This is a genomic window from Solitalea canadensis DSM 3403 (assembly GCF_000242635.2).
GTDB lineage: Bacteria > Bacteroidota > Bacteroidia > Sphingobacteriales > Sphingobacteriaceae > Solitalea > Solitalea canadensis.
Map to the genome: position 1 here is coordinate 4,920,865 of NC_017770.1, position 12,939 is coordinate 4,933,803.

Annotated in this window: 11 protein-coding genes; 10 read left to right on the forward strand and 1 reads right to left on the reverse strand. The window is 37.8% G+C overall.

Translation table 11 applies throughout. The features are described from left to right. Positions 1-35 precede the first annotated feature (35 nt). The 3 genes from SOLCA_RS20750 to SOLCA_RS20760 all read left to right on the forward strand — a co-directional run bounded on the left by SOLCA_RS20750 (position 36) and on the right by SOLCA_RS20760 (position 1,844). Positions 36-761 carry an RDD family protein gene (locus SOLCA_RS20750; RefSeq protein WP_014682446.1) on the forward strand — a complete coding sequence of 242 codons (726 nt, stop codon included), beginning with the start codon at positions 36-38 and terminating at the stop codon, positions 759-761. Between the two features lie 94 nt (positions 762-855). Continuing rightward, positions 856-1,218 carry a four helix bundle protein gene (locus SOLCA_RS20755; RefSeq protein ID WP_014682447.1) on the forward strand — a complete coding sequence of 121 codons (363 nt, stop codon included), beginning with the start codon at positions 856-858 and terminating at the stop codon, positions 1,216-1,218. Then, entirely contained in the window at positions 1,218-1,844 is a 627-nt protein-coding gene (locus tag SOLCA_RS20760) for a DNA-3-methyladenine glycosylase I (protein WP_014682448.1), read from the forward strand. The genes SOLCA_RS20755 and SOLCA_RS20760 overlap by 1 nt, the downstream gene beginning before the upstream one ends. A gap of 83 nt (positions 1,845-1,927) precedes the next feature. On the opposite strand, the gene SOLCA_RS20765 is transcribed toward SOLCA_RS20760, so the two are convergent. Further along, the gene (locus SOLCA_RS20765) at positions 1,928-2,644 is read right to left on the reverse strand and encodes a hypothetical protein (RefSeq protein WP_014682449.1); all 717 of its coding nucleotides are present in this window, start codon (positions 2,642-2,644) and stop codon (positions 1,928-1,930) included. Positions 2,645-2,776: 132 nt separating this feature from the next. Between SOLCA_RS20765 and SOLCA_RS20770 the strand changes: the two genes are divergently transcribed. The 7 genes from SOLCA_RS20770 to SOLCA_RS20800 all read left to right on the forward strand — a co-directional run bounded on the left by SOLCA_RS20770 (position 2,777) and on the right by SOLCA_RS20800 (position 12,864). Next, the gene (locus tag SOLCA_RS20770) at positions 2,777-3,565 is read left to right on the forward strand and encodes a PhzF family phenazine biosynthesis protein (protein ID WP_014682450.1); all 789 of its coding nucleotides are present in this window, start codon (positions 2,777-2,779) and stop codon (positions 3,563-3,565) included. A 451-nt stretch (positions 3,566-4,016) separates the two neighbouring features. Then, positions 4,017-6,455, forward strand: coding sequence for a bifunctional aspartate kinase/homoserine dehydrogenase I (thrA, locus tag SOLCA_RS20775; protein ID WP_014682451.1), 2,439 nt, complete (start codon positions 4,017-4,019; stop codon positions 6,453-6,455). Between the two features lie 92 nt (positions 6,456-6,547). After that, a complete protein-coding gene (locus tag SOLCA_RS20780; protein ID WP_014682452.1) occupies positions 6,548-7,474 on the forward strand; it encodes a homoserine kinase in 927 nt (308 codons plus the stop codon). A gap of 93 nt (positions 7,475-7,567) precedes the next feature. Continuing rightward, a complete protein-coding gene (thrC, locus tag SOLCA_RS20785) occupies positions 7,568-8,884 on the forward strand; it encodes a threonine synthase (RefSeq protein WP_014682453.1) in 1,317 nt (438 codons plus the stop codon). A gap of 111 nt (positions 8,885-8,995) precedes the next feature. Further along, positions 8,996-10,402, forward strand: coding sequence for a S41 family peptidase (locus SOLCA_RS20790; RefSeq protein ID WP_014682454.1), 1,407 nt, complete (start codon positions 8,996-8,998; stop codon positions 10,400-10,402). 158 nt (positions 10,403-10,560) lie between these two features. Next, positions 10,561-11,961, forward strand: coding sequence for a class II fumarate hydratase (gene fumC, locus SOLCA_RS20795; RefSeq protein WP_014682455.1), 1,401 nt, complete (start codon positions 10,561-10,563; stop codon positions 11,959-11,961). 102 nt (positions 11,962-12,063) lie between these two features. After that, the gene (locus tag SOLCA_RS20800) at positions 12,064-12,864 is read left to right on the forward strand and encodes a S1/P1 nuclease (protein WP_014682456.1); all 801 of its coding nucleotides are present in this window, start codon (positions 12,064-12,066) and stop codon (positions 12,862-12,864) included. Positions 12,865-12,939 lie beyond the last annotated feature (75 nt).

Sequence of the window (12,939 nt, forward strand, 5' to 3'; positions counted from 1 at the left end):
TTCGCTTCAGAAAAAATTTTTGCAACAAAATCTTTATGAGTACCAACATCTCAGTACAAACCGCACAAAATGTTTACCTCGACTATGAATTAGCGAGTGTTGGAGACCGAATATTGTCAACCTTAATTGATTGGCTGATCATTGTAGTTTATTTTCTGTTTTGGGTTGTTGTTTTTTCAACGATTAGTCAGGAGCCTGGTTTTGCATTTTTATCACTGCTATCATTACCGGTTCTGTTCTATCATTTATTGATGGAAATTTTCTTCAATGGACAGTCAATTGGTAAGCGGGCAATGAAAATCCAAGTGGTTAAACTAGATGGAAGCACCCCTTCAATTGGAGATTATTTGCTGCGTTGGTTATTAAGAATTATCGATATCAGTACTTTTTATGGTGTAATAGGCTTGGTTACCATTGTTGCAAATGGAAAAGGTCAGCGAATTGGTGACCTTGCTGCCGGAACCACGGTAGTTAAGTTAAATAGTAATAAAGATTATCACGACATCCCGGTTACGCGTATTGATCCAAGTTATAAAGTTAATTTCCCAGAGGTTACTTTGTTAAATGATGCAGATATCAACCTTATTAAGAAGATCATTAATCGAAGTTTAAAAGCAAATAGAGAAGATATGCTTGGCCCTGTTGCCAATAAAGTGAAAGAGATTACAGGGGTTCAATCACCTTTGAGTGATTATGTTTTCCTACAAATCGTGATTAGCGATTATAATCATTTGGCAGGTATTACAGAATCGGTTGGATAGTTTTTTAGTACAGAGTCCAGAGTGCTGAGTCTTCACTTTACACTCGGTGTTGAATTTTCGTATGTTTGGGATATTTATACTCTCAAAATCTACCATGGGTACGTTCAGACAACTGCTTGTTTATAAGAAAGGCTTTGAATTAGCACAAGAAATTTATAGCATAACTAAAAATTTTCCTAAAGAAGAGTTATACAGCCTAACGGATCAGATCAGAAGAAGTTCTCGATCTGTTTGTGCGAATATTGGGGAAGGTTATAGGAAAAGAAAATATCCAAAACATTTTATTTCTAAATTATCCGATTCTGATATGGAAAATTCAGAAACCCAGGTTTGGCTTGATTTCGCATTAGCAAACCATTACATTTCTCAACAGATATATTTAGAACTCGATAATAAAGCGGACGAAATCGCTCGTTTGCTAAATTATATGATGAATAATGTCGAAAAGTTTCAATAATGGAAAAAAGACTCAAAACTCAAGACTCAGAACTCGAGACTAAAAAAAACGGACTCAAAGCTCAAGACTCAGAACTAACAAGATGTGCCTGGTGCGGTACAGATCCTATTTATCAGAAATACCATGATGAAGAATGGGGTAAGGAAGTAAGGGATGATAAAACAATGTTTGAATTCTTGATTCTTGAAGGAGCTCAGGCAGGTTTAAGCTGGATAACAATTTTGAGGAGAAGAGATAACTATCGAAAAGCATTTGCCAATTTTGATGTTAAAAAAGTAGCCGCTTTTACAGAGAAAGATGTTGAGCGATTGATGCAGGATGAGGGAATTATAAGAAACCGACTCAAAATTAATGCAGCAGTAACCAATGCAAAGCTTTTTATTGATATTCAGAAAGAATTTGGCAGCTTTTGCGATTATATCTGGGGTTTTGTTCCGGAAGGAAAACCTATCATAAATAACAGAGCATCAACTAAAGAGGTGCCTGCCCGTACTGAAATTTCAGATGCCATAAGTAAAGACATGAAAAAAAGAGGATTTAAGTTCTTTGGAACCACAATCTGTTATGCACATATGCAAGCTACAGGTATGGTAAACGATCATACCAATGATTGTTTTGCTAAATAAAAATCTCGCAAAACCGCTAAGTCACAAAGTTTTTCAAATTATATAATGAACTCTTTGCGTCTTAGCGGCTTTGCTTGATTTATTTATATTCCAATCATTCTGTTTTCCCATTCATCTAAGCGATGTTCATTGCGGTCTACTTTATACACATACATGAACATGAAGTTGGCTGCGAGAGCCCCGAATGTATGCCATAAAAAATGAGTGCCCATCGGCAAAATACCCCAACTGTCACTTATTCTGAAGAATAAAGCTAAACCAAAAGCCCCTAAGGCAAAGACAACCAATTTCCATTTATAGAAATTATTTACCAGTAAATGCGAAAATGTAGGACCTACTACAATTGCAGCCATAAATGCATAGTTGATATTAATGGCGAAATGCGAATGCTCAGAAATGCTGAACTTCCATACAATACTTTGAATGATTAAGGCTCCTATAATTACTGATACGGCATAATATCTTTTTCGGGTAACTTTATACAAAAGATAAACACCTGCCATAAAACATAGAATAAGAATCGGAACCCAATCCATCAGTAGGAATGTATGAGACTCTCTGAAGGCGTGATAAAATGTACCGCCTACGGAGCCGATACCAAGAAAAATTATACAGGTAGTCAGAAACCAAAATTCCTTATATCGACCTTTTAATTTTAGGACCCAATACACCGTCATTCCGACAAAAAATAAGCAGGAAAGTGCATTGAATGGTTCAACAATGAAGTGATCAAGGTTGGTTTCAGTGTAAACAGGTCCACCGTCGGGCAGCAGCTGTAGTAAGGTAGAAAAGAGTGGCATATAATCCTCCTTTTTTAATGATTTTAACCTAAGTAGAGACGAATTGTTTGGGATTATTTAATATACGAAAAATTTACATGCTTAAACTGTACCAATAATTAAATTGCAGCTTTTTAAAGCCAAATCTTTGATATGAACATCAAAATATACCAGATTGATGCTTTTGCATCGCAACTTTTCAAAGGTAACCCAGCAGCGGTGTGTCCTTTAAGTGAGTGGTTACCAGATGAGAAGATGAGGTTAATTGCAGCTGAAAATAATTTGTCGGAAACGGCCTTCTTTGTTCAAAAAAATGGACAGGTAGAACTACGTTGGTTTACCCCAAAAATAGAGGTTAATTTATGCGGGCATGCAACTCTTGCTACTGCCTATGTTTTCTTTGAAGAAATGGGCTATCCGGAGGATGTAATCAGGTTTCAGACTAAAAGTGGAGAGTTAACAGTTGAAAAGAGGAACCACATGTATATGCTAAATTTTCCGGCAAAGCATGCTGAACCCACATCTGCATACCCTCAACAAATGTTAGATGCACTCAAGTGCAATCCAGTAGAGATACTTAAACATACAAACGACTTTATTGTTGTGGTAAGGACGCAACAGGAAGTGGCGCAATTGAGTCCTGATCATACTTTATTAAAAAACTCAGGCATTAGGGCCGTGGGGGTTACTGCTGTGGGAGATGAAGTTGATTTTGTTTCCCGGTTTTTTGCTCCGGGTTCTGGAGTTGATGAAGATCCTGTTACAGGTTCTGTGCACACCATGTTAATTCCTTATTGGGCTAAAAAACTTAATAAAGAAGTTTTTTATGCAAAACAACTCTCAGAACGCGGAGGCACGTTGAAATGCAAACTAATTGGTGATCGTGTAGAAATAGGTGGCGCTGCTAAACTGTTTCTTAAAGGAGAAATTTACCTGCATTAACAAAAAGGCCGTTTTGGGTAACTGTACTAAGGTCATAAGGACTTGAGGATCACTAAAAGGAAATTAGTGTTGGACATCGTAAAAGTGCATATAGTAGTTTTGTGTAAACTTTACACTTAGAATATCTTCGATCCGAACAAAAAAGAGAACTTAATACTTTTTAACAAGGTCTTTTTAACAAAAAAATTTTGAGATTTTGTTAAAAGTCATAAGTTTGCAATTAATAATTGAAAAAATTGAAACCAGCGCAATTACATATTGAAAGTTTAGCAACCACTACCCCAGTGGCTGTCTGCGCTATTTCTACAATTATTACAACCACAATTATTACCCCTTGGGGGGTATAGCTATATAATTCCGCGCCTACGGGCATTCTGTAAATCAATCAATCTTTTTAAATCTTTAGAAGCCAAACGTTTAAGTTTTAGGCATAACCCGTTTATACACATTTATGAGAGTTTTAAAATTTGGAGGGTCATCAGTAGCATCAGCAGAGAATATAGAAAAAGTGTATGCTATTGTAAAAGACAAATCAGAAGAGGGAAAGTTGGCCGTGGTTGTTTCGGCATTGGGAGGGGTAACGGATAAATTAATTGCTGCCGGAAAAGCAGCTGCTGAAGGGAATGAATCTTACAAAGATATTTTAGCTGAGCTCGAAGAGCGTCATTTGGCAGAGGTACGTAAATTAATACCAATTGCCAATCAAAGTGCGGTTCTTAGTCAGGTGAAAAAGTTGTTAAACAATTTAGAAAGCACCTGTGAAGGCGTTTTCCTGATTGGTGAATTATCTAAGAAGACGCTGGATCGTATAATGTCAAATGGTGAATTATTATCATCTTACATTATCAGTGAACGAATGAAGGTTGATGGGTTAAATGTGTCGCTAAAGGATTCACGTGAACTAATAAAATCAGATTCGAGCTTTGGCAAAGCAGTTGTTGATTTTGAAACTTCTAATCTTCGGATATGGCAATATTTCAATCAGGCAACTAACGTCACTATTTTACCAGGTTTTGTGGCGTCAAATGATATAGGAGAAACTACTACGCTTGGCAGAGGTGGTTCTGATTATACTGCTGCAATAATAGCAGGAGCATTAAATGCTGAAACATTGGAAATATGGACTGATGTAAGCGGAATGATGACTGCAGATCCTCGTGTAGTTAGCCAAGCCTATCCAATTCAAAAAATATCATACGGAGAGGCTTTTGAACTGTCGCACTTTGGCGCAAAAGTGATCTATCCACCAACTATTCAACCGGTTTTAGAAAAGAAAATTCCAGTATGGGTAAAAAATACTTTTGCCCCTAATGACATAGGAACCCTTATCCAGGAAAATGGAAATGGATCTGATGTAATGGTAAAAGGAATTTCAAGCATTAATAAGATCGCATTGCTTAGCTTGGAAGGAAGTGGAATGGTGGGTGTTCCCGGATTTTCAAAACGTTTATTTGAGGCACTTGCACAAGAGTCGGTAAACGTTATTCTTATAACTCAAAGCTCTTCTGAACATTCTATTTGCGTGGCAATTAATGAAGCGGATGTAATAAAAGCCAAAACCGCTATCGACAGTGAGTTTGCTTATGAGATCAGCGTTAAAAAAGTTGATCCATTGTCGATAGAACGTGAACTTTCAATTGTTGCATTAATTGGCGATAAAATGAAAAACCACGCGGGTGTGAGCGGTAAAATGTTCAGTGCTTTGGGACGAAATGGGGTAAATATCCGAGCAATTGCTCAGGGTTCATCAGAGAAAAATATCTCCACAGTAATTAATGAAAAGGATGTAAAAAAAGCACTGAATGTACTGCACGAAGAATTTTTTGAAACACCTACCAAACAGTTGAACTTGTTTATTGCCGGAGTTGGAAATGTAGGCGGGAAATTATTAGAGCAGCTTCAAAAACAACAACAATTCTTAAATGAGGAGTTGGGCTTGAATGTTCGCGTGGTGGGTTTGGCTAATTCTAAGAAGATGGCTTTTAATGAGGAAGGTTTTGATCTTTCCAATTGGAAAGCTGAATTAGATAAAGGAGAAGCAATGCAATTAGCGGCTTTTGCTAAACACGCGAAAGCAAAAAATATGCGTAACAGTGTGTTTGTGGATAACTCTGCCAGTGAAGAAGTGGCTAAAATTTACAGTGAGTTTTTAAGAGGAAATATTTCTGTTGTAACCTGTAATAAAATTGCGGCTGCTTCTGAATATGAGAATTACCGCAAGCTTAAGCTCGAAGCTCGTGCTCACAATGTTTCTTTCTTATTTGAAACCAATGTAGGAGCCGGATTACCAATCATTGGTACTTTAAACGATATGGTTCGCAGTGGAGATCGTGTTCGTAAGATCGAAGCGGTTCTTTCCGGTAGTTTGAACTTTATCTTTAATAATTTTAAAACCGGGGTTTCGTTTGAAGAAATTGTTCGTCAGGCGCAAACCGAAGGCTATACCGAACCAGATCCACGTATCGACCTTACAGGCACTGATGTCAAGCGTAAGATATTAATCCTGATCAGAGAAAGCGGAGTGGCTATGGAGATGAATGATATAGCATCTGAGCCGTTTATGCCTGCTGATTGTTTGGACGGAACCGTAGATAATTTCTTCTTGAAACTGAAAGAGCACAAGCTGGTATTTGATGACATTTATAAAGAGGCAGCAGCCAAGGGAGAGAAATTAAAGTTTGTAGCCACCTATGATAATGGCAAAGCCTCTGTCGGATTAAAATCAGTAGCTCCCGATCACCCACTATATAAATTAGATGGAAAAGACAATATTGTTTTGTTTACAACAGATCGCTACCCTGATCAGCCGTTAATTGTAAAAGGTGCCGGTGCCGGGGCGGAAGTAACAGCTTCTGGAATTTTTGCAGATATAATTAAAACTGTTTTATAAATAACCGTAAAGGCACAAAGGCGCTAAGGATTGATTGCAAAAACTATAAGAAAACTTAGTGTCTCTGCGTCTTAGCGGTAAAACAAATCAGAATGAACGAAATAAGAGTATTTACTCCCGGAACTGTTGCAAATGTTGCATGTGGTTTTGATGTTATGGGATTTGCATTAGACAGTCCGGGCGATGAAATGGTCGTAAGGAAAATAACAGAGAAAACAGTTCGTATCTTAAAAATGGAAGGTTTCAATCTTCCCTTAGAAGCCCATAAAAACGTTGCCGGTGTTGCCCTGCTGTCAATGTTAAATGAGTTAAATGACAATGTTGGTTTTGAAGTTGAGATCTATAAAAAGATAAAACCAGGGAGTGGTATTGGTTCAAGTGCGGCCAGTTCTGCAGGAGCAGTGGTTGCAGCCAACAAACTCTTAGGTGAACCATACTCCAACACTGATCTTGCCCGTTTTGCAATGGAGGGTGAACGTTTGGCTTCTGGTACAGCTCATGCTGATAATGTTGCTCCGGCAATTTTTGGTGGTTTTACCTTGGTTAGAAGTTATCACCCACTTGATATCATTAGCATTGATACTCCTGATGAGCTTTATGCAACAGTAATTCATCCGCAGATTGAAGTAAAGACTTCGGACGCTCGTGAGATATTGAAAAGAAATCTCTTACTGAAAGATGCAATTCGTCAATGGGGCAATGTAGGAGGACTTGTAGCGGGATTAATGCGTTCGGATTATGAGCTAATAGGTCGTTCATTGGAAGATGTTATTGTTGAACCAATACGCTCTATATTGATTCCGGCATTTCAGGAGGTGAAATTACGGTCAAAAGAAGTTGGTGCTTTAGGTGGTGGAATATCAGGATCAGGCCCTTCCATATTTATGCTCAGCCGTGGACAAGAAACGGCCGAAAAGGTGAAAGCTGTTATGGCCGAAACATATGATAAGGTCGGAATCGATTATGATATTCATTTATCGAAAGTAAATAAACAAGGAGTCAAAATATTAGGTCGATAGTCGATGGACCATAGACCATAGTAAAAATTAAACGATAAAATTTTAGACCATGGTCTATGGACTATCCACCATGGTCTAGAAAACCCAAAAACTATGAACTATTTCAGTCTAAACCACAACACGCCAAATGTGAAATTCAGCGAAGCGGTGATTCGCGGATTAGCACCCGATAAGGGGCTGTATTTTCCGGAGTCAATAACACCTTTGCCTAAAGAGTTGATCGATAACATTGATAGCTATAGTAAGGAAGAAATTGCATTTCAAGCGGTTCGTCAGTTTGTAGGGGATGAAATAAGCGAAAATGAGTTGCGTCGGATCGTTGCTGAAACTATCAATTTTGACTTTCCATTAGTAGAAGTAGAGCCTGATATTTATTCGCTTGAGTTATTTCACGGTCCAACATTAGCGTTTAAAGATGTTGGAGCCCGCTTTATGGCTCGTTGCTTGAGTACATTTTCGAAATTTGATGAAAAGAAAGTAACCGTTTTGGTAGCAACTTCGGGCGATACAGGAGGAGCTGTTGCTGATGGATTTTTAGGTGTTGCAGGAGTAGATGTGGTAATTCTTTATCCAAGTGGTAAGGTTAGTGATATTCAGGAAAGACAGTTAACAACTTTAGGGCAAAATATTAAAGCGTTCGAAGTGAAAGGAACTTTTGATGATTGCCAGCGAATGGTAAAAACAGCGTTTCTGGATGAGGATTTGAACAAAGTGTTAAATCTTACTTCGGCGAACTCGATAAACGTTGCCAGATGGTTGCCTCAAATGTTTTATTACTTTTTTGCCTACCAGCAGCTTAAAGACAAGAGCAAAAAGCTGGTTGTTTCAGTGCCAAGTGGTAATTTCGGAAATATCTGCGCCGGAATGGTTGCTGCAAAACTAGGATTACCTGTTAGTTTATTTGTGGCATCTACTAATGCTAATAAAGTGGTAACTGAATATTTATCAACCGGTGCTTATGAGCCTAAGCCTTCGGTTCAAACGATATCCAATGCAATGGATGTTGGTGATCCAAGTAATTTTGTGCGTATAAAACAACTACATAATGCTGATTTCAATTTGTTGAAGTCTAACTTGTTAAGTTATAGTTATTCTGATTTTACCACCCGTGAAGTAATGGCGGAAGTTAGAGAGCGCACAGGCTATATTTTGGATCCGCATGGGGCTGTCGGTTACTTAGGTTTAAAAGAGTCCTTAAGAAATAGGCCATATGCTCAGGGAATTTTCCTTGAAACTGCCCACCCATGTAAGTTCATTGACGTGGTTGAAGAAACGTTAAATGAAAAAGTGGTTATTCCTGAAAAACTTCAGTCATTGATGGAGCGAAAAAAAGTTTCCATTGTTATTGATAAGGATTACGATGATTTAAAACAAATCCTTCTTCATCAGTCAGATGTTCTTGCAGTTTAGGAGCGATTTTTGTTAATCTATTATCACTAATTGAAACAGAGTGCTTTAGATAAGAATTCTTTTCACATTAGTGATAATATTTTTAACTTAATACTTCTTAACCAAGCGTTCATGAAAATTAAATCTACTGCCTCAAAATGGCTGTTATTGGCGTTGTTATCACTAACACTCCCAGCTGTTTTAACTACCTCCTGTAAAAAAAGCTCAAACAATAATGATGACGTCACCCCCCAGTCGGGCGACGTTCGGGATAGTGTTTACATGGTCGCAGAAGATGTATACCTGTGGACCGATCAGCTTCCAACTTTAGCAGCATTTAAGCCTACCTCGTATCCGGGACCGGATGAAGTTATTGAGAAGATTAAAACTTACAGTCCACTTTTAAACGGTAAAAATATTGATCATTATAGCTTCGGACTTCCAAAGGAAGAGTACGAAAATCTAGCAAGTGGAAATGAAACAGATTATGGTTGTGGATTTAAATTCGTAAGAAGTGCTGGTAGCGATTACTCTGATGACCTTAGGATTTCTTATGTGTATAGCAATTCTTCTGCTGGTACACAAGGAGTAGCGAGAGGTTGGAGAGTAATGTCAATTAATGGAATTGCCGCCAATACTAATAATGTTAATAGTTTAAACACCGCCTTAAATACCGGAACTGTTTCAGTGCAGTTTAAAACTCCGGCCAACGACACAAAAACGCTAACATTAGCCGCAGGACTATATACTGCAAATACAGTTGTTAAGTGCACTACTTTAACAGTTGGCACTAAAAAAGTCGGCTATATTATGTTCAATACATTTTTCGGCACTGCGATTCCTGAAATTAATACTGCCTTTGCTGATTTTGCTAGCAAAAATGTAACAGATGTAGTGGTGGATTTGAGGTATAATGGTGGTGGCCAGGTAAATATCGCTGAACATTTTGCAAATTTGTTAGCTCCTGCTTCTGCTAAGGGTAAACAAATGTATACTGATCAGCATAATGCACTTTTAACAAGCTTAGGGTGGAATGAAACCAAAAACTACGACAATGAAGCCCGTAGATTACCATTGTTAGAAAAGGTAGCATTTATTGGCACTGCAGGAACGGCTTCTGCCAGCGAGTTATTGATCAATGTGTTAAAACCTTATCTGGGAACCAATCAGGCTTTGTTTGGAAGTACAACCTATGGAAAACCTGTGGGCTTTTATCCAATTCCTGTTAATAGAAATAAGCAAGATGAATATTATACCTTGATTGTTGCTGTAAAAACTACTAATTCAGCGGGTAATAGCGATTATTACCAAGGGTTCACTCCAGATGTGCCAGCAGTTGATGATCTGACTCACGATTTTGGTGATCCTGAAGAAGCTTCATTGAAAAGCGCTTTGGCATGGATTGAGAGTGGAACATTGTCGGCCTCTACCCGCGCTATTGAATCAGTTACACGTCAAAGTCCGATGATTGACGCTGCCAATATAAAGTTTGACCGTTCATTTAAGGGAACCATTTTTAAAGAGAAAACGAAAAAGTAGTTTAGTTTGATCAATATACCCGGGCGCCAGAATAAGGCGCCTGATTTATTTTCTGGCAAATACTTTTAATATAAAATGATAAAATACATGCCATTGGCTGATAAAAAAACTAAATTTGCCCGCTAAGAAAAACGATCTTTTTATTCAATATACTTCACATGGAATATCGCATAGAAAAAGACACTATGGGCGAAGTGCAGGTACCTGCAGATAAATTTTGGGGGGCTCAAACCCAACGCTCAATTGAAAACTTTCAAATTGCACAAGACATTAATAAAATGCCTAAAGAAATTGTAAAGGCATTTGCATACCTGAAAAAAGCTGCTGCATTAACCAATTTAGATGCAGGTGTTTTGCCTAAAGAAAAGTCAGACTTGATCGGTAAAGTTTGCGATGAAATTTTGGAAGGCAAGTTGGATGACCAGTTTCCATTGGTTGTTTGGCAAACCGGCTCAGGAACACAATCAAACATGAACGTAAATGAAGTAGTTGCTTACCGTGCTCATGTATTAAACGGTGGTAAACTTACTGATAAGGATAAAGTATTAAATCCTAATGATGATGTGAATAAATCACAATCATCAAATGATACTTTTCCAACAGCAATGCATATTGCTGCTTATAAAATGCTGATTGAAACCACTATTCCGGGTATTACAAAGTTGAGAGATACTTTGGCCACAAAAGCGGAAGCATTTAAGCATGTGGTTAAAATTGGCCGTACGCACTTTATGGACGCTACGCCATTAACCTTAGGTCAGGAGTTTTCAGGATATGTGTCGCAATTAAATCATGGTTTAAAGGCAATCAACAATACATTAGCTCATTTATCTGAATTAGCATTAGGGGGTACGGCTGTTGGTACCGGTATCAACACTCCTAAAGGTTATTCTGAAAATGTAGCTAAGCATATAGCTAATTTAACAGGACTACCATTCGTTACTGCAGAGAATAAATTTGAAGCATTAGCTGCTCATGATGCAATTGTGGAAGCTCACGGTGCTTTAAAAACTGTAGCAGTTAGCTTGATGAAAATCGGTAATGATATCCGTATGCTTTCGTCTGGTCCTCGTTCTGGTATCGGTGAAATTCATATTCCAGATAATGAACCAGGTTCATCAATTATGCCAGGTAAAGTAAATCCTACTCAATGTGAGGCGATGACCATGGTCGCCGCTCAGGTATTAGGTAATGATGTAGCGATCAATATCGGTGGTTCAAACGGTCATTTTGAGTTAAACGTGTTTAAACCAATGATGATCTATAACTTCCTGCATTCTGCACGTTTAATTGGCGATGTATGTGTATCATTCAATGATAAATGTGCTACCGGAATTGAACCAATTGAGAAGAATATCTCTAATCACCTTAATAATTCGCTAATGTTAGTAACCTCTTTGAACACAAAGATTGGTTATTACAAAGCGGCTGAAATTGCTCAAACAGCACACAAACAAGGTAAAACCTTGAAAGAAACAGCTGTTGAATTAGGTTATGTAACCGCTGAGCAGTTTGACGAGTGGGTAAATCCACTTGATATGGTTGGTGAGATCAAATAAAGTTCGTTAACTAAAAAGAACTTAACAATTTATTAATGCCTTCATCAGTTTGGTGAAGGCATTTTTTCATTTACTTTTGTCGCCAACTGAAAAATATAATTCATGAAGTTTTCTAAAGTATCTCTGCTAATTATTTCCGCTCTTTTTCTCTTTCTTACAGGTAATCCATTAATCAGTAGTGCATGGGGTAAAACCGGACACCGGATTGTGGGTGAAATTGCAGATCGCCATTTATCCAAAAAAGCAAAAAAAGCCATTAAACAACTATTGGGTGCTGAGTCAGTAGCGATGGTAAGTGACTGGCCCGACTTTATTAAGTCTGATCGTAAGTACGATAGCACACAGGTTTGGCATTATATTAATTTTGAGGATGGCTTAAATTGTGAGCAGATCAAACATAAGTGTGAAAATGATTCTACAAACCTTGCTTATGGAATTCGTAAAATGATCAGTATTCTTAAAGATAAAAACAGTTCAGCTTCTCTTAAAAAAGATGCAATGAAGTTTTTGATCCATTTAATAGGAGATGCAAACCAACCAATGCATATTGGTCGTCCTACTGATAAAGGAGGGAATGATGTAAAGATGACTTGGTTTAAACGTACTACCAATCTTCATAGGATCTGGGATGATGATTTTATCGAGTTTCAGGATTTAAGTTATACTGAATATGCAATAGCTTTGAATCATCCGACTGCGGAGCAGATTGAAGCTTGTAAATCAACGGATCCTGCAGCGTGGTTCTGTGAAACTTATGGTTTAAGCCGTAAACTATATGCAGACGCTGAAAAGGAAACCGATGTTGGATACAAATATAATTATGTCTTCTTGTCGGCTATGAATGAGCAGTTGCTGAAGGGCGGTTTACGCTTAGCTAATGTGCTGAATGAGATCTACAAGTAACCAAAGAAAATAAGTGAGAAAAATGCGAAACCGACAAGTTTCGCATTTTTGTTAATTCTATATCTACTTCTGAAT